We start from the raw sequence: 21,059 nt of genomic DNA, 5'->3' as shown, positions 1-21,059 counted from the left end.
ATTTTGAATTACGAGTTTTTTATAGCAAAACGCATTATTGGTAGTAAAGCGTATAAAAATAGTGTTTCGGCTCCAATAATAAAAATTGGAATTACAGCTATAGCAATTGGTATAATAGTAATGCTTATAGCAATTGCTACTGGTTTAGGGCTTCAAAAAAAGGTAAGAGATAAGGTTGTTGCATTTAATGGTCATGTTACAATTAATAATTACGATACTAATGCTTCAAACGAATCATTAGCACCAATCTCTAAAAACCAAGAATTTTATCCTGACTTTAATGATGTAGAAGGTGTAAAACATATACAAGCTGTAGCAACAAAATTTGGTGTTATTCGTACCAAAACAGATTTTGATGCCATAGTATTAAAAGGCGTTGGTGCAGATTATGATTGGTCTTATTTAAAAGCGTTTTTAGTAGAAGGTAAGTTGCCAGACTACAAATCAAAAATCAGTAATGATGTTTTAATATCTAGCTATTTAGCCAATAGATTACAATTTAAAGTTGGAGACACGTTTCAAACTGTTTTTGGTAAGCAAAGCGAAAACCAAGTTCCTAGTATACGACAGTTTAAAATAGTTGGTATATATAATTCTGGTTTTCAAGAACTAGATAAAACATTTATGATAGGAGATATACGTCATGTACAGCGACTCAATAAATGGAAACCAGACCAAGTAGGTAATTTTGAGGTTTTTATAGACGACTTTTCAAAATTAGAAACTAAAGGTGTCGAAATATATAAAAACACACCATCGCATTTAAATACACAAACCGTAGAGCAAAAGTATTACACTACTTTTGAGTGGATTAGAATTTTTGATAATAACACCTATGGTATTATTGGTATAATGATAATTGTTGCAGGTATTAATATGATTACAGCCTTATTGGTTCTTATTCTCGAGCGTACACAAATGATTGGAATTTTAAAATCTTTAGGAAGTTCAAATTGGAGTATTCGTAAAGTGTTTTTATACAATGCCATGTATTTAGTAGGTTTAGGTTTGCTTTTTGGTAATGTAATAGGTTTAGGTTTATTGTTTGCACAGCAAAAATTTAGTTTACTAAAATTTCCAAACCCAGAACAATACTATGTTACAGTAATTCCTGTACATATAAGTTTAGATTATATTGTTTTATTAAACATAGGCACATTTGTAGCATGTATGCTAATGTTGCTGGTGCCATCGTTTATTATAACAAAAATTTCTCCTGTAAAAGCCATTAGGTTTGAGTAATTTAGAATTTACCTTTCTCTTTAGATTGGCTCAAGAATCAAAATCAGGTTCGCGAATAAGTTTATCCTGAGCGCAGTCGAAGGACTCTTTTCAAGGAGCTCCAACATAAGCTTGTGTTGAGCGCAGTCGAAATACTCCATCCTTAACGCAATAAAAACCCACTTTTATTTTTAGCTTTTAACTTTTAACTTAAATTTGCAAAGCAAATTTATACTATGGAATACGCAAAAGATATATTAGGAACTATAGGTAATACACCTTTAGTAAAAATAAATAAACTAACAGCAGACTTACCTTGTTTGGTATTAGCTAAATATGAAACTTTTAACCCAGGAAACTCTGTAAAAGATAGAATGGCCTTAAAAATGATTGAAGATGCCGAAGCAGATGGACGTTTAAAACCAGGAGGCACTATTATTGAAGGAACTTCAGGGAATACAGGAATGGGATTAGCTCTAGCCGCTATTGTAAAAGGTTACAAATGTATTTTTGTAATGGCAGACAAGCAAAGTAAAGAAAAAGTAGATATCATGCGTGCAGTTGGTGCAGAGGTAATTGTATGTCCAACAGCTGTTGAGCCAGACGATCCACGTAGTTACTATTCAGTTTCTAAACGATTAGGAGAAGAAACACCAAATTCTTGGTATGTAAATCAATATGACAACCCAAGCAATGCAAAAGCACATTACGAAAGTACAGGACCAGAAATTTGGAAACAAACAGAAGGAAAGATTACACATTTTGTGGTAGGTGTTGGAACAGGAGGAACAATTTCTGGAGTAGGAAAATATCTAAAAGAACAAAATCCAGATATTAAAATTTGGGGTGTAGATACTTATGGTTCTGTATTCAAAAAATACCATGAAACAGGAATTTTTGATGAAAATGAAATCTATCCTTATGTAACAGAAGGTATTGGTGAAGATATTTTACCAAAAAATGTTGATTTCGATATTATAGACGGTTTTACTAAAGTAACAGATAAAGATGCTTGTGTATATACACAACGTTTAGCCAAAGAAGAAGGTATGTTTTTAGGTAACTCTGCAGGTTCTGCTATAAAAGGGGTATTACAATTAAAAGAACAGTTTACAAAAGATGATGTGGTTGTGGTATTATTTCATGATCACGGAAGCAGATATGTAGGTAAAATGTTTAATGACGATTGGATGCGAGAAATGGGTTATATAGAATAATTCTTTGTCATTCTGAACCTAGTTAAGAATCTCATATAAAATAAAAGCCTGAAATTTATTCAGGCTTTTTTGTTTTCAAAAAATAAATGATATCACTAATACATATAGATTTCTTATTTTTAATGCTATTCATTTACAACCAATGAAATTCAAAAAATACAATCCATCAAAAGCCTACGAACATCTTATTGCCTATTTCTGGACAATTAAGTCTTCAAGTTGTGATACTTCTACATATAGATTTGTTCCCGATGCTTATGTTGATTGGGTGTTTCATTTAGAATCACCTTGGCAGTGCGACTTTCCAGATGTCGAATGTCAATCTAAAACAGGAAAGTTTCATGTGTTCGGACAAATAAAAAAGTACATAGATGTATCACTTCCTAAAGGACATTTAAATGCGTTTGGAGTTAAGTTTCATCCATGGGTAGCCAATAAAATTTGGAAAGTAGACATGCATTACCTTACCAATGAATGCTTAAATCTTACAGATATTGACCTTCCAGAAATGGAGATTTTACAAGAACAAATTTGTGCTGTAAATACAACTCAAGAACGTATACAACTTATTGAAACGTATTTATTGCCATATATATGTTATAATGATGAAAAGAGTTTAAAAACTATTTTCAAACAATTAGATATTGGTATCCAACACATAAGCGAACTAGAAGCTAACTTTGGCCGAAGACGATTGCAGCAACGTTTTAAAAATGAAATAGGAATTTCTCCTAAACTATTCTTGAGAACCTTACGTATAAATGGTGTTATTGAGCAAATGAAGAATAAATCTATGTCATCATTAACGCAATTGGCTCTGGAACATCATTACTTTGATCAAACTCATTTTATTAAAGATTTTAAGCAGTTTACTGGTCTTAACCCTTCTAAATTTTTGAAATCAATTAATCCAGATGGTGATATTCTTAATCTTCATATCGATTGAATATTTCGCATTTTTACTATTTCAAAAACATAGCAACGCCTATTTTGTGAACGTTAAATAATAACTTATGAAACGACTAAACACCCTTAAATACGCTTGTGTTCTTTTTGTGTTATTTGTACCTTTTGTATCCTTAGCTCAAACTTGGCAAACCTTAAATGCAAATGCATTTGGTTGGCGTTTTGAAGATATGCAATTTGTAAATACAGAAACCGGTTGGGTTGTTGATGGAGGCGGACAAATTTTAAAAACATCTAATGGTGGACTTAGTTGGACACAACAATATTATAATAGCGATTATTATTTTAGAAGCGTTGAGTTTTATAATGAAAACATAGGCTTTGCAGGAACGCTTGCAAATGGAAATCCAACGGCAACATTATTAAAAACAATAGATGGCGGAACGACTTGGACAGACATTTCAAGCAATTTGCCAGTAAGTGTTGCAGGAATTTGTGGCATGCATATGGTAGATGAAAGTACCATTTATATTACAGGATTATTTTATGCAGATGCATATATCATGAAATCTGTAGACCAAGGAAATACTTGGACGTACACTGATATGGGAACCTTATGTAACGCCTTGGTTGATATATATTTTAAAGATGAAAATATGGGTTATGCAGCAGGACAAAGTGCTCAAGGCACTGGTTTAAAAGGAATTATTGTTAGAACCATTGATGCAGGTCAAACTTGGAATACTGTTGTTTTAGGTGAGGACTCAAATGAACGCATTTGGAAAATTCAAGAATTAAACGACTCAGTGATGTATGGTTCTGTTGAAGCACATACAGATACACCAGAATATTATAAATCGGTTGATGGTGGACTAACTTGGCAGCTCAATTCGGTAACCTCAGTAGGTGTTTCAGGAACCATACAAGGTATTGGTTTTCTAAGTGAAGACATAGGCTGGGTTGGTGGTTATGATACATTTTTCTATGAAACCACAAACCAAGGTAACAATTGGGATTATAAACCAACTGTGGGTACTAGTTTTAACCGGTTTCAACGTATTAATGATACCTTAATGTATACCTCAGGAACAAATGTTTATAAGTATGTAGATCCATCACTTTTAAGTATTGAAGAGTTTGAAATCAACAAACCAAAAGGACATACGATGCAAGTTCAAGGTTCAAATATCATTAAAGACAACGCTATATTAGAATTAGATTTAATTAATAATACATATTGCGAACTCAGTATTTATAATACTATAGGTCAGCGCATAAAAACTATAAGTCAAGGAAGACGAAATGCTGGTCATTATGAAATTCCATTTAGTGTCAAAACAATCTCAAAAGGACAGTATTTTGTAGTGCTTTATACCTATCATGGCTACGAGTCGATAAAAATTATTATTGATTAGAGTTACTTATTAATAGTTTAAAATCTATATTTTATTGCATCTTTCCTTCATTTTAGTACTTTTATAAAGTGAGAGAAAATTTTCTACATTACATTTGGAAGTTTAAAAAGTTTGATATACTTCATCTCAAAACCACACAGTTGGAGCCAATCCATTTAGTTTCTGTAGGACGTCATAACCACGATTCTGGACCAGACTTTTTTAATGCACAATTAAAAATAAATAATCAACTTTGGGCTGGTAATGTTGAAATACACATTAAATCGAGCGATTGGTTTGTACACAATCACGAGCAAGACAAAGCTTATGATAATGTAATATTACATGTTGTTTACGAACATGATACAGAAATTTTTAGAAAGGATAATTCTCAGATTCCTACTTTAGAATTAAAAGAATATATAGATAAAGAGTTACTAATTAATTACAATAAGTTGTTTTCTAATAAAAACAAATGGATTAATTGCGAACAAGATTTTGCTCAGGTTGATAGTTTTGTTTTAAACAATTGGTTAGAGCGTTTGTACTTTGAGCGTCTTGAACGAAAATCTAAAAACATTGAAGATTTATTGAAAGCTTCAAAAAATAATTGGGAAGCCGTATTGTTTAACTTGCTTGCCAAAAATTTCGGACTTAAAGTTAATGGAGATTCCTTTTTAAGTCTAGCAGAATCTATCCCTTTTTCGGTTGTACGTAAAGTGCAATCAAAACAAGAACAGCTAGAAGCTTTGTTTTTTGGTCAAGCAGGATTGTTAGCAGATGATGTTCAAAATACATATTACAAAACACTCTGTATAGATTATGAGTTTTTAAAGCAGAAGTTTCAGCTATCAAACAAACAGGTTGTACCACTACAATTTTTTAGATTACGACCATCAAACTTCCCAACAATTAGGTTGTCGCAACTTGCTAGTTTATATTATGAGCACCAAAATTTGTTTTCAAAAATTATTTCCATAACATCAAAACAAGATTTTTATGAAGTGTTTAATATTGTTACGTCAAGCTTTTGGGAGACGCATTATACGTTTTTAAAGGAATCTAAACATACTAAAAAACAATTAACAAAAGCTTTTATAGATTTACTTTTAATAAATACAATTATCCCAGTAAAGTTTAGTTATGCTAAGCAATCTGGAAAAGATATTCAAGATGAAATTTTAGAACTAGCAAAAACAATTAAGTCTGAAAAGAATGCAATTATAGATGCATTTAATAATTTAAAACCAACATCAAATTCAGCGTTAGACTCACAAGCATTATTACAGCTTAAGACAGAATATTGTAATAAAAATAAATGCTTGCAATGTGCGGTTGGTAATGCTTTAATCATTAAATAAATTATTAAATTGCAGCATGAACGTTTTTTATAAAACATTACTCTATTTTCAAAAGCGAGGTTATTATGTTTGCCAACGTATAGCAGACCGTTTAGGTATTAGAGCTAAGGTTGTTAGAACATCATTTATGTATTTAACATTTGTAACTTTAGGCTTTGGATTTGCACTATATTTATTTTTTGCATTTTGGATGCGTATTAAAGACCTTGTATATACCAAGCGTTCTTCAGTTTTTGATTTGTAATTTATGAATAATCCACTTATAAGGCTTTTTAGATCTAAGATGTACGTAGCAATATTAATGTTACTAATATTGCTAATGGTTGGTGTTTTGGGTTTTAAATTTTTATCACATTACACTTGGATTGATGCAATTTACATGACAGTTATTACCATAACAACGGTAGGTTTTGGAGAAGTACAACCATTAGATAATTTCTCGAAAATTTTTACTGTATTTTTAATATTAGCTAGCGTTGTGATTGTTGGTTATGCAATAAAAGTAATAACAGAATACATTTTAAGTAAAAATAACATTGAAGAATTAAAACAAAAAAAGATGCAAAAAAAGATAGATGCTCTAAAGAATCATATTATTATTTGTGGATATGGTCGCAACGGAAAGCAAGCTGCAAAAAAGCTTTTAGCATATAAAAAATCTTTTGTTGTAATAGAAAAAGATAAAGAAATTATAGATAAGTTTCAAAGCGAATTAGTATCATTTGTTTTAGGAAACGCTAATGAAGACGAAACATTATTGTTAGCAGGTGTAGATCGCGCAGAGACATTAATTTCGGCTTTACCTAGTGATGCAGATAACTTATTTGTTGTGCTTTCTGCAAGACAAATAAATAAAACCATGAGTATTATTAGTAGAGCATCTCAAGAAACATCTTACAATAAATTAAAATTAGCTGGAGCAAATAATGTAATTCTACCAGATAGAATTGGAGGTGATCACATGGCATCTTTAGTTGTAGTTCCAGATTTAATTGAGTTTATTGATAATTTATCGATTGTAGGTGAAACAAATATTAATATTGAAGAAATAGCTGTAGAGCAACTTTATAATACCAAAGAAGTAAAAACAATTAGAGATTTAGACTTAAGAAAAAAAACAGGATGTACTGTCATTGGTTATAAAGATGGTCAAGGTGATTATGTTGTTAACCCAGAAGCAAATATAAAGCTCGTAGCCAATTCTAAAATTATTGTATTAGGTCGCCCAGAACAGATTCATAAGCTAAATTCGGTTTACAATATTAGTTCTTAAAACCTCCTTTTAACAAGAGATGTTTTAAAAAACGATTTTTTTTTAGCATCTTGTCAACTCTAAAAACAAAAAACTAACTAACTTTTCACAGATTATGAAGAAATATCTTCTTTCAATTTTTACAGTTTTAGTACCAATTTTAACCTTTGCTCAAGGTAAAGGTATAGATGAAAAAATAAACGATGCTTTTATGCCAATAGCAACGGCATGGGAAGGTTTTATCCTTACAACTATACCAATAGGCTCATACAATATTCCTTTAGTGGTACTGCTTTTAGTTTTAGGAGCAACGTTTTTTACATTTTACTTTAAATTTCCAAGTATTACAAAATTTGGCTTGGCTATAAATACTGTTAGAGGAAAATATGATGAAATTGAAGGAGGTCATAGCTCTGGAGATCCAAACATGTCAATCGATGGAGACATACCAGATACAATTCGTGATGAAAGCAAAGAGGGTGAGGTATCACATTTCCAAGCATTAGCTACAGCAGTTTCTGGCACTGTAGGTTTAGGTAATATTGCTGGTGTGGCAGTTGCCATTGCTTTAGGAGGTCCAGGTGCAACATTTTGGATGATTGTTTGTGGATTAATAGGTATGTCTACAAAATTTGTTGAATGTACACTTGGTGTAAAATATAGAGATGTAGGAGAAGACGGAACAGTTTATGGCGGCCCAATGTATTATCTGTCTAAAGGTCTTAAAGAAAGAGGCTTTGCAGGAATTGGAAAAATTTTAGCAGCTCTATTTGCTATACTTTGTGTTGGCGCTTCTTTTGGTGGAGGAAATGCTTTTCAATCTAACCAAGCCACTGTACAGATAACATCCATGCTAGGAATAGAAGGTGGATCAATGGGATTCATTATTGGTATTATTCTAGCAGTATTAGTAGGAATAGTTATTATTGGGGGAATTAAAAGAATTGCGAGTATAACTGAAAAAATAGTGCCTTTTATGGCAGGTATTTATGTGTTAGCTTCATTAATAATAATCTTTGCAAACATTAATTATATTGGAGATGCTTTCGGATTAATTTTTGAAGGAGCATTTACACCTATGGCTGGACTTGGAGGTTTAGTAGGTGTTTTAATTGTAGGGTTTCAACGTGCGGCATTTTCAAATGAAGCAGGAGCTGGTTCTGCAGCAATTGCGCATTCAGCTGTAAAAACTAAATATCCTGCATCAGAAGGTGTAGTTGCATTACTAGAACCTTTTATTGATACTGTTGTTATTTGTACTATGACGGCATTAGTTATTATCTTCTTTAATATAGATGGAACTAATATGCAAAGTGTCTTTAATTATGGAGGTGACGGATTTAGTAACGTAGTTTTAAATTCTGATGGAAGTTCAATTGGCGGTGTAGATTTAACCTCAATGGCTTTTGATTCTGTTATCCCAGGATTCTCATACATATTAACAATTGCAATTGTGTTGTTTGCATTCTCTACAATGATTTCTTGGTCGTACTATGGTTTACAATCTTGGAAATACTTATTTGGAAAAGGAAAAACAGCAGATACAGTTTATAAAGTTTTGTTTTTAGTATTTATAGTTATTGGAGCTGCAGCAACACTAGATGCCGTAATTAAATTCTCTGATGCTATGATATTAGCATTAGTATTCCCTAATATGATTGGGTTGTTTTTCTTATTCCCTAAAGTTAGAGAAGAGATATCTAAATATGTTAATGCAATTAAAGAAGCAAAATAATAAAAGATATTTTGTAAATTCATCTTTATAATAATCTAAAGATGAGCAAAGTAAAATCCCATTTCGAGTTTTCTAAAGGACAACGAAATGGGATTTTTTTATTACTGTTTTTAATATTAGTCTTTCAGTGTGTCTACTACTTTGCAGATTTTTCTTCTGAAGAAGCTCTAGTAAACAATGAAGAACTTAAAATATTTAAGCAAGAGCTAGATTCACTTAAATTAGTTGAGATTGAGAATAGAAAACCTAAAATATATCCTTTCAACCCAAACTTTATAACAGATTATAAAGGTTATACATTGGGTATGACTAATGAAGAAATAGACAGGTTATTAGCATTTAGAAAACAAGACAAATGGGTTAATTCTGCTAAAGATTTTCAAAGGGTAACTAAGGTTTCAGATTCATTGCTTGAAATTATTTCACCATATTTTAAATTTCCAGATTGGGTTACAAATCCTAAGCCTAAACCTAAGTACACGTACTCATATACAAACAAACCAAAAACTTTTTCAGAAAAACAGGATTTAAATGTAGCTACTGCTCAACAATTAAAACGAGTTAATGGTATTGGTGAAAAACTATCTGAACGTATTGTGAAATACCGAAATAGTTTGCCTGGTGGTTTTATATCAGATGTGCAACTTCAAGAGGTATATGGTTTGTCACCAGAAGTGATTGTGCGAGTTACAAATGAGTTTACAGTTAAGACACCTAAGCAAATTCAAAAAATAAATATTAACACTGCAACAATAGATGAGTTGGTAACCATACAGCATATAGATTATGAAATTGCACATTATATTATTGAACAAAGAACATTACGAGAAGGCTTTAAATCTTTAGACGAATTACTAAAAGTAAAAGACTTTCCTGTAAAGAAAATTGAGATAATTAAGTTATATTTGACACTCAATTAATTACAAGAAAACACTATATATATGAATAGCATGTACTTCACCGAAGAACATCAACTTTTTAGACAAAGTCTCAAAGATTTTTTAAATAAAGAAGTCGTTCCGCATATCGAAAAATGGGAAAAAACAGGAACAGTAGAACGTTTCATCTGGGAGAAATTTGGAGAAATGGGATTTTTTGGTTTGGCGTATCCTGAAGAATATGGCGGATTAAATCTTGATTTGTTTTACACAGTAATTCTTCTAGAAGAATTGCAGAAAATTAATTCTGGTGGGTTTGCAGCTAATATTTGGGCACATACTTATTTAGCAATGACACATGTTAATAAAGAAGGAGACCATGCTATTAAAGAAAAATATTTAGTACCAAGCATTACAGGTAAAAAAATTGGTTGCTTATGTGTTACAGAGCCTTTTGGAGGTAGCGATGTAGCAGGTATGCGATCTACTGCTGTAAAAAAAGGAGACACCTATGTTATTAATGGGTCAAAAACATTTATTACTAATGGTGTCTATAGTGATTATTTAGTGGTAGCGGCTAAAACAAGTCCAGAACTAGGTAATAAAGGAATTAGTATCTTTATAATGGATAGAGATACGCCTGGAATTTCATCAACTAAATTAGATAAGTTGGGTTGGAGAGCATCTGATACTGCAGAGATTGCTTTTGACAATGTTACTATTCCTGCCAGTAATTTAATGGGAGAAGAAGGACAAGGTTTTCCTTACATCATGCAACACTTTGCTTTAGAACGTTTAATTATGGGCGTTAATGCGCATGCAAGAGCAGAATATGCTTTAGACTATGCACAACAATATATGTCTGAGCGTCAAACCTTTGGAAAAACCATAAATAAATATCAAGCCTTGCGTCATGCTTTTGCTGATGCTTATAGTTATATGGAAGTTTGTAGAGAGTATAACTATTCAGTAGCTTATAAATTAAATAAAGGTGAGTATGTAGTTAAAGAGGCAACGGTTTCTAAATTGCAATCTACCAAAATGGCAGATGAGGTTGCTTATCAATGTTTACAGTTTTTAGGCGGTTATGGCTATATGGAAGATTATCCTATGGCACGACTATTGCGTGATAGCCGACTGGGACCAATAGGTGGCGGCACCTCTGAAATCTTGAGAGAGATTATCGCAAAAATGGTCATTGATAAGAAGGACTATAAACCAGCAACATAAGTTGTTTATTGCTTTTTTGCGAAAATGTATAACAATTTGCAAAAATGGTAATCGATAAGAAAGATTATAAACCAGCAACGTAAGTTGTTTATTGCTTTTTTGCGAAAATGTATAACAATTTGCAAAAATGGGAATCGATAAGAAAGACTATAAACCAGCGACCTAATAACAAACTATAATTATGTCATTTAAAACTATAAATCGTTTTGTTTATTTAATCTATTTCCTTTTTGGAGTTTTGGGATACTCTCAAACCGAACTAAAAAACAAGATTGTAGATTTCTCAACGCTACTTCCAATTGAAAGTGCTAGTATTTATGTAAAAAATACAACTGTAGGTACGGTTAGTAATTCTGATGGTAAATTTGTTTTGTTGGTTGATGAAGAATTTAAAAATGACACATTAGTTATATCATCTATTGGTTATAAAAGCTTTAAAAGCCTAGTAAGTGAATTTGATAACACAGCCGAAATTTATTTAGAAGAAGATATTGCAGCTTTAGATGAAGTTTTAATAGTAGCAGAAAACAGACCAGAAACAGGAAATGATATTGTGTTGCGCGCTTTAGAAAAACTTTCAGAAAACTTACCAGATTCTGCATACATCCAAAAAGGATTTTTAAGACATAAAGAGCGAAATAAGCAAGAGTTTAAGTGGCTTATAGAAAGTGCTATTACAGTCTACGATTCTGGATATGCTTCAAATAGTAAAGCGTATTTAAAAGTTAATGTAGATCAGGTAAGAAAGAGTTATGATTTGCGTGATGTAGATAGTATTTTTTCATATGTAGCGTATAATAATCAAAATACTAAAAGAAGCAGGCTCAGACCAAAAGATGTAGACCGTAGATCGCTAAGTACGTCTCAGTTAATAAAAGCCATAAAATGGAATGATACCAGAGTTAATGGTCTGCAAAACCTTTTTCAAGGAAAACTTAATTTACTCCGTAATAATACTAATGCCAAAGCATTGTTTGGTGAAGACATTTTAAAAAAGCATCAATTTAAATTAGATACTATATTAGTCGATAATGAACGCAAACTTTATAAAATAAAAATTTCTGAAAGTGCCGATTTTGTTGGTTTAGATACTAAAGGTATTTTTAATGAAGGCTTTGTAGCAAACGGTTGGTTGTATATTTATTATGATAATTATGCTATTAAAAAAATTGAGTACGAGCTTGTTGCAGCTTCGGATGCTCAAAAAATAAGAAGTAAGCGATTGTTTGATACACAAATCAATCATAAACTTATAATTACTTATATAGAGTATGAAGATAAAATGTATCCTAATTACATATATTATGAAACACCAAAGCTTGTAAACGTAGGTTTAAAACCAACAGAGAAAGTAAGTAAAGAAGAGGAAGAACGTTATAATAAAGAAGAACGCTATTATTATACGGTTCAAGAGATTTTGTTTTCAGAAATCATTTTAGATAAAACTGAGATTAATAACTATTTAAAGATTAAATGGAATCCAGATATTTTTGCACCCAAACCATATGATAAAGCCTTTTGGGATAATTACAATGTCTTACTAGAAAGTGAAGAAGATGAGAAGCTAATTCAAGATTTAAGTCAACGCGCTTCATTATTTAAAGAATAGTTAAACGACTTAACTAAATGTATTACTTCGACAGGATTATACCTGTAATCTACGATTGGTAAAGAACTAATGATTTTGTCATTCCGTATTGTCCCGCTGAGCGCAGTCGAAGTGTGATATGGAATCCAATAAAACAATAGAAACAGTAAAAGTAATAGTATAATGTAATGCTATTTTAATACAAAATTTCTCACAAATTAGTAGTTAAATAAATTGTTAAAGTTTTACTTGTAAATCCTTTTTAGTTACGGTTTTTCCGTACTCTTCAATATTGGTATAGGCTACTTATAGTAATATTGTTTTTAACAATACGCTGTTAAAAACAATAATTAAAAATAATGATTGGATTCTGTATATATATATATTAGACGTGTTAATTGTTGATTTTAATTTGTTTAGAAGCTTGATTAAAAGATGCAGTTAGCAATGAATTAATTCTGACTGGCGTCAGTTTTTTATTAATACTTCTAAAAAAGTTTCTAGTTTATAAAGCTTCTTATTATATTTTTTTTATGATTGATTTTAAAGTCAACTACAAAAAAATAAATTAACTTATAAAATTAATTTCCTTGAAAACAAAAAACATGAATATATTAAAAACACTGAGAAAACCATATTTTTCAATATTTTACACTTTACTAATCCTTATTTTATCTTGTAGCTCACCAACTAATAATAACGAAATAGAAGAAAATATAATAAGTGTCGAAAAGTTTGCTCAAGAACATTTTGAGTTATCTAATTCATTATTAGCATTATTAAAAAATGAAAGTAATATAAATTATGATTTATTAAATTCTTCTATAAATGAAATAAAAGCCTTAGCGAATTGAAGAATTTATTAAACGATTCTAATGTTAACCGAGCTGATGAATTAATAGAGATAATAACAATGCAAGAATATAGTAGGTCTCTATTGTTTAAATCAAATAGAGATTATATTAATACTAATATAGAAGAAAATATAAAAGAGCAGTTAAATATGCTGTATGACGCACAGCTTGAAGAAAAATTAATGACCAACAATAATATTTTAAATAAAGGTTGTTGTACTTGCATATGCAGAGATAATTGGGAAATAGGTCAGAACCGATGTGCTAGAAATTACGCCATATCCACAGCTGTAACTTGGATTGCAGGTGGTTTTACACTTGGCATTGGGACAGCTGTTGGAAGTATTGCCACAGCTGCTTATTATGTGAATTGCATGGCAGAAACACAAAGTGATGCTGAAAAATGTAATTCAAATTGCTAACAATGAAAATAATAAAAAAGTATATCATTTTTTTGCCAGTTGTCTTAATTTTATTAATACAGTATTATGATAAAGAAGATAAATATCTTATAGTTCAATATATTTTATTATCTGTTTCTTTATTAATTTATTTCATCAAATTGTATAGAAAAAACAAAAACGATAGTAAATCATAGTATTTGGAAAATAACAATTATTACTGCAAATGAATAATAATAGGATATATGATTAATCGTAAAGAAATAGGTAATTAAGATTGGAGTTTTTTTTAACCAAAGATTTACTTTTCTATAATAGCTGTTGTTAGTTTTAAATTCCTTTTTATATTTGCAGCCTGAAAATCTAAAAGAAAGGAGGTTAAGATACTATGTTAAAAATCCCAGTAAAAGAAGGAGAAAATATAGAAAGAGCGTTAAAACGTTACAAGCGTAAGTTTGTTAAAACAACTGTTAAAAATCAATTGCAAGAACGTAAGCAGTTTACTAAACCTTCAGTTGAGCGTAGAGCACAAATTCAAAAAGCGCAATACGTACAGGGTTTAAAAGACCAAGAAAATATATAATACATATTTATATAGATATAAAAATCCTGCTGTTCATTGAGCTCTGTCGAAATGTTGCAGGATTTTTTTTGTTTAAAAACGTAATAGAAAGAAAACTTTGTACATTTAAGGTTTAATGCATAATCTTATATATGTCTTTTAAATCGTTTACAGATTATTTACTTCTAGAGAAAAATTACTCTAAGCTTACCATAAAGGCATATCAAAGAGATTTAGAAAATTTTCAGGAGTTTATAATAAATGAATATGATTCCAATACAATAAATAACATCAACTATCAACAGATAAGAACATGGATAGTAAGTTTAGTTGAAGATGGAATTTCAAACCGAAGTATTAATAGGAAAGTTTCTTCACTCAACTCTTATTATAAATTTCTATTAAAAACAGAAACGATTACAGCTAATCCACTAGTAAAACATAAAGCATTAAAAGTTAGTAAAAAAGTTCAAGTTCCATTTTCAGAACAAGAAATGCAAATTGTTTTAAACGAATTGAAATTTGAAACAGATTTTGAAGGTATAAGAGATCGACTAATAATAGAATTATTCTATGCCACAGGTATTAGGCGTATAGAGTTAGTTCAAATAAAAATTAGAGACTTAGATTTACCTAATAAAACGTTAAAAGTTCTAGGTAAAAGAAATAAAGAAAGATACATTCCGTTAATAGATTCTGTAGTGCAAACAGCAGCAGATTATTTAAATTCTAGAAGTACATTACAAGACATAGAAGATAAAGAATTTCTTTTTTTAACTAAAAAAGGAATGAAAATATATGAAACACTTGTTTACAGAATTATAAATGAGTATTTTAGTATTGCATCTAGTAAAGTAAAACGAAGTCCGCATATATTGAGGCACTCGTTTGCGACTCATTTACTTAACCAAGGTGCTAACCTAAATGCAGTAAAAGAGCTTCTAGGTCATACAAGTTTAGCAGCAACGCAAGTGTATACGCATAATAGTATAGCCGAACTTAAAAAAGTGTATTCAAAATCACACCCAAGAAGTAAAAAATAATATTGTCTAACCAAAAAAAGAAGAGTATGAAGGTAAACACACAATCAGTGAACTTTAACGCAGACAAAAAATTAATCGACTTTATTCAAAAACGTATGGATAAGTTAGATATGTTTTATGATAAAGTAATTCAGTCAGATGTATATCTAAAATTAGAAAACACTAGTCAAAAAGAAAACAAAGTATTTGAAGCAAGAGTAAATGTACCAGGAGATAGTTTTATCGTAAAAAAGCAATGCAAGACTTTTGAAGAAGGTGCAGATATGGCAATTTCGTCTCTAGAAAGACAACTAAAAAAGAGAAAAGAGAAATTAAGAGCACATATATGATAAAATTTTTCAAAAAATGTTTTGAATAAAAAAATAAATCTTTACATTTGCAGTCCGTTAGAAATAGCGGACTTTTTTTATAGCAAAAAAGTAGTTAAAAAGCCGATGTAGCTCAGCTGGCTAGAGCAGCTGATTTGTAATCAGCAGGTCGTGGGTTCGAGTCCCTCCATCGGCTCTAAAAAACACTAGTTAAAAAGGTGTTTTTAAAAACGAATTTTTTAAATGATACAAATTATTATTTAATAATTCAAGTTCTTTAAAAAGTTGATGATATTTTAAATTGGGGAGATACTCAAGCGGCCAACGAGGGCAGACTGTAAATCTGCTGACTACGTCTTCGCAGGTTCGAATCCTGCTCTCCCCACTTTTTTTAAAATAGACCTTAATATTGCGAGAGTAGCTCAGTTGGTAGAGCGTCAGCCTTCCAAGCTGAATGTCGCCGGTTCGAACCCGGTCTCTCGCTCTATTTTTTTTAAGCCGGTGTAGCTCAGGGGTAGAGCGTTTCCTTGGTAAGGAAGAGGTCACGGGTTCAAATCCCGTCATTGGCTCATTTATAGTATAAAATTAAATTGAACACTAATATAAATTAAGATTAAATAAATTAAACATGGCAAAGGCAACTTTCGATCGTTCAAAACCACACCTTAACATAGGTACTATTGGACACGTAGATCACGGTAAAACAACTTTAACTGCTGCTATTACTAAAGTATTAGCTGATGCAGGTTTATCTGAAGCAAGAGATTTCGATACTATCGATAATGCTCCAGAAGAAAAAGAAAGAGGTATTACAATTAATACATCACACGTTGAGTATCAAACAGCAAATCGTCACTATGCACACGTTGACTGTCCAGGTCACGCCGATTATGTGAAGAACATGGTTACTGGTGCTGCTCAAATGGATGGTGCTATTTTAGTAGTAGCTGCTACAGATGGTCCTATGCCACAAACTCGTGAGCATATCTTATTAGGACGTCAGGTAGGAATTCCTCGTATCGTTGTTTTCTTAAACAAAGTAGATATGGTTGATGATGAAGAGCTTTTAGAGTTAGTAGACATGGAAGTTAGAGATTTATTAAACTTCTATGAGTATGATGGAGATAATGGACCTGTTGTTTCTGGTTCTGCTTTAGGTGCACTTAACGGTGAACAAAAGTGGGTAGATACAGTAATGGAATTAATGGAAGCTGTTGATAACTGGATTGAAGAGCCAGTACGTGATATGGATAAGCCATTCTTAATGCCGATTGAAGATGTATTCTCAATTACAGGTCGTGGAACTGTTGCTACAGGACGTATCGAGACTGGTGTTGCTAATACAGGTGATCCAGTTGAAATCATTGGTATGGGTGCTGAGAAATTAACATCTACTATTACTGGTATTGAAATGTTCCGTCAAATCCTTGATAGAGGTGAAGCTGGAGATAATGCAGGTATCTTATTAAGAGGTATTGAGAAATCTCAAATCTCTAGAGGTATGGTAATTACTAAGCCAGGATCTGTAACACCACACGCTAAATTTAAAGCTGAGGTTTATATCCTTAAAAAAGAAGAAGGTGGACGTCACACGCCATTCCATAATAACTACCGTCCACAGTTCTACGTACGTACAACTGATGTAACTGGAAACATTGCGCTTCCTGATGGCGTTGAGATGGTAATGCCTGGTGATAACCTTACTATTACTGTAGAATTAATCCAACCAATTGCAATGAATGTAGGTTTACGTTTTGCAATTCGTGAAGGAGGAAGAACAGTTGGTGCAGGTCAGGTAACTGAAATTTTAGACTAACATATAGTATATAAATATGTATTAAGGTGTCTTGTTTTTGCAAGACGCCTTGATTTATATTTACGGGTTTAGCTCAGTTGGTAGAGCACTGGTCTCCAAAACCAGGTGTCGGGAGTTCGAGTCTCTCAACCCGTGCAAATAGAAATGCGTGGCGAGAAGTTTATCCTGAGCGAAGTCGAAGGAAGTCTCTCAACCCGTGCAAAATGAAAAACACAAGTTAAGAAGGGCTTTTAAATTTCATTATTTAAGTGCAAGTTGCTTAACAAGTTAAAAAGATAATCAAATGGCAGGAATTGCAAATTACATCAAAGAGTCTTTTGAAGAATTGAAAAATAATGTTTCATGGCCAACATGGTCAGAAGCTCAAAGCTTAACAATACTTGTAGCTGTGTTTTCAATTATATTTTCATTAGCTATTTGGGGAGTTGATACAGTTTTTAGTAAAGTTATTAAAGCATACTTTAGCTGGATTAGCTAAAAATATAATAAAGAATGTCTGAAACAAGTGTAGATAAAAAGTGGTACGTTGTTAGAGCTGTAAGCGGCCAGGAAAACAAAATCAAAGCATATATAGAGAATGAAATTTCTAGATTAGGCTTAGAAGATTTTGTTGAACAAGTTTTAGTACCTACTGAAAAAGTGATTCAAATACGTAACGGAAAGAAAATAAACAAAGAAAAAGTTTATTTCCCAGGTTACATTATGATTCAAGCTAATTTGAGTGGAGAGATTCCTCACATAATCAAATCTATAACAAATGTTATTGGTTTTTTAGGAGAAACAAAAGGAGGTGATCCTGTGCCATTAAGACAATCTGAAGTTAACAGAATGCTAGGTAAAGTTGATGAATTAGCTGTAGATGCAGATGTAAATGTCGCTATACCTTTCACTATCGGTGAAACAGTAAAAGTAATTGATGGACCATTTAATGGATTTGATGGTACTATCGAGAAAATAAATGAAGAAAAGCGTAAGCTTGAAGTAATGGTTAAGATTTTTGGAAGAAAAACACCATTAGAGTTAAGCTATATGCAAGTAGAAAAAGTTTAATAATTGTTACAATAGAACGTATATCTTTTTTGCTTCCAATTAAAAGAGATACACACTAAATTATTTAAAATGGCAAAAGAATTAGGTAAAGTAGTTAAATTACAAGTTCGGGGAGGTGCAGCGAATCCGTCGCCACCGGTTGGACCCGCTTTAGGAGCTGCTGGAGTTAATATTATGGAATTTTGTAAGCAATTCAACGCTAGAACTCAGGATAAACCTGGTAAAGTTCTTCCAGTTGTAATTTCTGTTTACAAAGACAAATCATTTGATTTCGTAATTAAAACACCTCCAGCTGCAGTTCAATTATTGGAAGCGGCCAAAGTAAAAAAAGGATCTGGAGAACCGAACAGAAAAAAAGTTGCAAAAGTAACTTGGGACCAAATTAAAGCAATTGCAGAAGACAAAATGGTAGACTTAAATGCGTTTACAGTTGATTCTGCAATGAAAATGGTTGCTGGTACTGCAAGATCAATGGGAATCACAGTTAAAGGTGGTGAAGCACCAAACTAAAAATTTTTTGAAATGGCAAGAATGACAAAAAAGCAAAAAGACGCAAGAGCTAAAGTTGAAAAAAATAAACTTTACTCTTTAGAAGAAGCTTCTGCTCTGTTAAAAGAGATTACTTACACAAAATTTGATGCTTCTGTTGATTTAGCAATTAGATTAGGAGTAGATCCACGTAAAGCTAATCAAATGGTAAGAGGTGTAGTTTCTCTTCCACATGGTACTGGTAAAGATATGAAAGTTTTAGCATTAGTAACTCCTGATAAGGAAGCTGAAGCTAAAGCAGCTGGTGCAGATTATGTTGGATTAGACGAATACTTAGAGAAAATAAAAGGTGGTTGGACAGATGTTGACGTTATCGTTACAATGCCAGCTATCATGGGTAAGCTAGGACCATTAGGTAGAGTTTTAGGACCAAGAGGTTTAATGCCTAACCCTAAAACAGGAACTGTAACTATGGATGTTGCTAAAGCTGTAACTGAGGTGAAAGCTGGTAAAATTGATTTTAAAGTTGATAAAACAGGAATTGTGCATGCACCAATAGGTAAAGCATCTTTTAGTGCAGATAAATTAGTGGGAAATGCTAATGAGTTGTTATCAACGATAATGAAATTAAAACCAACTACGGCTAAAGGAACTTACGTAAAAAGCATATTTATGTCTAGTACAATGAGCCCAAGTATAGCTGTAGATGCAAAATTAAGTTAAGTAGTTAAATCTTTAATATTATGACAAGAGAAGAAAAATCACAAGTAATTGAAGAGTTAACTGCACAGTTAGCAGATAATGCTAATATCTATTTAACAGATATTTCTGGACTAAATGCAGGTAGCACTTCAGATTTGCGTCGTGCTTGTTTTAAAGCAGACGTACAATTAAACGTAGTAAAAAACACATTATTAACTAAAGCTATGGAAGCTTCTGATAGAGATTTCGGAGAACTTCCTACAGTTTTAAAAGGTAATACATCGGTGATGTATTCTGAAACTGGTAACGCTCCAGCTAAAGTAATTAAAGCCTTCCGTAAAAAATCTGAAAAGCCTTTGCTTAAAGGAGCTTTTATTGAAGAAGCTGTTTACCTTGGAGATGACCAATTAGATATGCTCGTTGATATCAAGTCTAAAGAAGAGTTGATTGGAGAAATCGTTGGATTATTACAATCACCAGCTAAGAATGTTATTTCAGCACTTAAATCAGGTGGCGGAACAATAGCAGGTATTATCAAAACATTATCCGAAAAAGAAGGATAATCAACTAAGTACGCACTTAAACAAATTATATTTTATTAAAATTATTAAAACGATAGAAAATGGCAGATTTAAAAGATTTCGCAGAACAATTAGTTAATTTAACAGTAAAAGAAGTTAATGAATTAGCTACAATATTAAAAGATGAGTATGGTATCGAACCTGCTGCTGCAGCTGTTGCTGTTGCTGCTGGTGGAGCTGCTGCTGGTGGAGACGCCGCAGAAGAGCAAACTGAATTCGATGTAATCCTTAAAGCAGCTGGTGGTTCTAAACTTGCAGTTGTAAAATTAGTTAAAGAATTAACTGGTTTAGGATTAAAAGAAGCTAAAGGATTAGTTGACGATGCACCAAGTGCAATCAAAGAAGGTGTTTCTAAAGACGAAGCTGAAGGTTTAAAATCTTCATTAGAAGAAGCAGGAGCAGAAGTTGAGCTTAAGTAAGCTTAACCAATAACCTACAAATTATGGTTTAGGTCTAGAGATGTCTCTATGA

The 21,059-nt window shown here is 31.8% G+C and carries 23 protein-coding genes and 5 tRNA genes; all 28 read left to right on the top strand.

The window, feature by feature from the left end; translation table 11 throughout:
- Positions 1-3 precede the first annotated feature (3 nt).
- The 28 genes from BXY80_RS00810 (at position 4) to rplL (ending at position 21,007) form a co-directional block, all read left to right on the top strand.
- Positions 4-1,242: an ABC transporter permease gene (locus tag BXY80_RS00810; protein ID WP_120199322.1), complete on the top strand. Its 1,239-nt coding sequence runs from the start codon at positions 4-6 to the stop codon at positions 1,240-1,242.
- 215 nt (positions 1,243-1,457) lie between these two features.
- Positions 1,458-2,438, top strand: coding sequence for a PLP-dependent cysteine synthase family protein (locus BXY80_RS00805; protein WP_120199321.1), 981 nt, complete (start codon positions 1,458-1,460; stop codon positions 2,436-2,438).
- 142 nt (positions 2,439-2,580) lie between these two features.
- The gene (locus BXY80_RS00800) at positions 2,581-3,384 is read left to right on the top strand and encodes a helix-turn-helix domain-containing protein (RefSeq protein WP_120199320.1); all 804 of its coding nucleotides are present in this window, start codon (positions 2,581-2,583) and stop codon (positions 3,382-3,384) included.
- 67 nt (positions 3,385-3,451) lie between these two features.
- Positions 3,452-4,759, top strand: coding sequence for a YCF48-related protein (locus tag BXY80_RS00795; protein WP_120199319.1), 1,308 nt, complete (start codon positions 3,452-3,454; stop codon positions 4,757-4,759).
- Positions 4,760-4,827: 68 nt separating this feature from the next.
- Complete coding sequence (locus BXY80_RS00790; protein ID WP_120199318.1) at positions 4,828-6,099, top strand: DUF2851 family protein; 1,272 nt, start codon at positions 4,828-4,830, stop codon at positions 6,097-6,099.
- 16 nt (positions 6,100-6,115) lie between these two features.
- Positions 6,116-6,343, top strand: a complete 228-nt coding sequence (locus BXY80_RS00785) for a PspC domain-containing protein (RefSeq protein WP_120199317.1) — start codon at positions 6,116-6,118, stop codon at positions 6,341-6,343.
- A 3-nt stretch (positions 6,344-6,346) separates the two neighbouring features.
- Complete coding sequence (locus tag BXY80_RS00780; protein ID WP_120199316.1) at positions 6,347-7,372, top strand: potassium channel family protein; 1,026 nt, start codon at positions 6,347-6,349, stop codon at positions 7,370-7,372.
- 94 nt (positions 7,373-7,466) lie between these two features.
- Positions 7,467-9,086, top strand: a complete 1,620-nt coding sequence (locus tag BXY80_RS00775) for an alanine/glycine:cation symporter family protein (protein ID WP_120199315.1) — start codon at positions 7,467-7,469, stop codon at positions 9,084-9,086.
- Between the two features lie 41 nt (positions 9,087-9,127).
- On the top strand, positions 9,128-10,006 hold the full coding sequence (locus BXY80_RS00770) for a ComEA family DNA-binding protein (RefSeq protein ID WP_120199314.1): 879 nt from the start codon (positions 9,128-9,130) through the stop codon (positions 10,004-10,006).
- 21 nt (positions 10,007-10,027) lie between these two features.
- Positions 10,028-11,194 carry an acyl-CoA dehydrogenase family protein gene (locus tag BXY80_RS00765; RefSeq protein ID WP_120199313.1) on the top strand — a complete coding sequence of 389 codons (1,167 nt, stop codon included), beginning with the start codon at positions 10,028-10,030 and terminating at the stop codon, positions 11,192-11,194.
- 181 nt (positions 11,195-11,375) lie between these two features.
- Entirely contained in the window at positions 11,376-12,803 is a 1,428-nt protein-coding gene (locus tag BXY80_RS00760; RefSeq protein WP_120199312.1) for a carboxypeptidase-like regulatory domain-containing protein, read from the top strand.
- Positions 12,804-13,387: 584 nt separating this feature from the next.
- Entirely contained in the window at positions 13,388-13,636 is a 249-nt protein-coding gene (locus BXY80_RS00755) for a hypothetical protein (RefSeq protein ID WP_120199311.1), read from the top strand.
- Positions 13,633-14,058, top strand: coding sequence for a hypothetical protein (locus BXY80_RS00750; RefSeq protein WP_120199310.1), 426 nt, complete (start codon positions 13,633-13,635; stop codon positions 14,056-14,058). Before BXY80_RS00755 ends, BXY80_RS00750 begins: the two co-directional genes overlap by 4 nt.
- Before the next feature lie 367 nt (positions 14,059-14,425).
- The gene (gene rpsU, locus BXY80_RS00745; protein WP_120199309.1) at positions 14,426-14,620 is read left to right on the top strand and encodes a 30S ribosomal protein S21; all 195 of its coding nucleotides are present in this window, start codon (positions 14,426-14,428) and stop codon (positions 14,618-14,620) included.
- A gap of 131 nt (positions 14,621-14,751) precedes the next feature.
- Positions 14,752-15,642 carry a tyrosine-type recombinase/integrase gene (locus BXY80_RS00740; RefSeq protein ID WP_120199308.1) on the top strand — a complete coding sequence of 297 codons (891 nt, stop codon included), beginning with the start codon at positions 14,752-14,754 and terminating at the stop codon, positions 15,640-15,642.
- Positions 15,643-15,668: 26 nt separating this feature from the next.
- Positions 15,669-15,971 carry a ribosome hibernation-promoting factor, HPF/YfiA family gene (gene hpf / locus BXY80_RS00735; RefSeq protein ID WP_120199307.1) on the top strand — a complete coding sequence of 101 codons (303 nt, stop codon included), beginning with the start codon at positions 15,669-15,671 and terminating at the stop codon, positions 15,969-15,971.
- A 101-nt stretch (positions 15,972-16,072) separates the two neighbouring features.
- Positions 16,073-16,146, top strand: a tRNA-Thr gene (locus BXY80_RS00730).
- A gap of 107 nt (positions 16,147-16,253) precedes the next feature.
- Positions 16,254-16,335: transfer RNA gene (locus BXY80_RS00725), tRNA-Tyr, on the top strand.
- Between the two features lie 26 nt (positions 16,336-16,361).
- Positions 16,362-16,434: transfer RNA gene (locus BXY80_RS00720), tRNA-Gly, on the top strand.
- Between the two features lie 13 nt (positions 16,435-16,447).
- Positions 16,448-16,519 (top strand) — tRNA-Thr (locus BXY80_RS00715).
- Positions 16,520-16,578: 59 nt separating this feature from the next.
- Positions 16,579-17,766, top strand: a complete 1,188-nt coding sequence (gene tuf / locus BXY80_RS00710) for an elongation factor Tu (protein WP_120199306.1) — start codon at positions 16,579-16,581, stop codon at positions 17,764-17,766.
- A 62-nt stretch (positions 17,767-17,828) separates the two neighbouring features.
- Positions 17,829-17,901: transfer RNA gene (locus BXY80_RS00705), tRNA-Trp, on the top strand.
- A gap of 148 nt (positions 17,902-18,049) precedes the next feature.
- A complete protein-coding gene (secE, locus tag BXY80_RS00700; RefSeq protein ID WP_120199305.1) occupies positions 18,050-18,244 on the top strand; it encodes a preprotein translocase subunit SecE in 195 nt (64 codons plus the stop codon).
- 14 nt (positions 18,245-18,258) lie between these two features.
- Positions 18,259-18,816 (top strand): transcription termination/antitermination protein NusG, encoded by a 558-nt coding sequence (nusG, locus tag BXY80_RS00695; RefSeq protein ID WP_120199304.1) that lies wholly within the window; start codon positions 18,259-18,261, stop codon positions 18,814-18,816.
- A 69-nt stretch (positions 18,817-18,885) separates the two neighbouring features.
- A complete protein-coding gene (rplK, locus tag BXY80_RS00690) occupies positions 18,886-19,326 on the top strand; it encodes a 50S ribosomal protein L11 (protein WP_120199303.1) in 441 nt (146 codons plus the stop codon).
- Between the two features lie 12 nt (positions 19,327-19,338).
- Positions 19,339-20,028, top strand: coding sequence for a 50S ribosomal protein L1 (rplA, locus tag BXY80_RS00685; RefSeq protein ID WP_120199302.1), 690 nt, complete (start codon positions 19,339-19,341; stop codon positions 20,026-20,028).
- 20 nt (positions 20,029-20,048) lie between these two features.
- On the top strand, positions 20,049-20,570 hold the full coding sequence (rplJ, locus tag BXY80_RS00680; RefSeq protein ID WP_120199301.1) for a 50S ribosomal protein L10: 522 nt from the start codon (positions 20,049-20,051) through the stop codon (positions 20,568-20,570).
- A gap of 59 nt (positions 20,571-20,629) precedes the next feature.
- The gene (rplL, locus tag BXY80_RS00675; RefSeq protein ID WP_120199300.1) at positions 20,630-21,007 is read left to right on the top strand and encodes a 50S ribosomal protein L7/L12; all 378 of its coding nucleotides are present in this window, start codon (positions 20,630-20,632) and stop codon (positions 21,005-21,007) included.
- Positions 21,008-21,059 lie beyond the last annotated feature (52 nt).

It is taken from the genome of Ichthyenterobacterium magnum (assembly GCF_003610635.1).
Classification (GTDB): domain Bacteria; phylum Bacteroidota; class Bacteroidia; order Flavobacteriales; family Flavobacteriaceae; genus Ichthyenterobacterium; species Ichthyenterobacterium magnum.
This window is presented reverse-complemented; position numbering and strand designations above follow the sequence as displayed.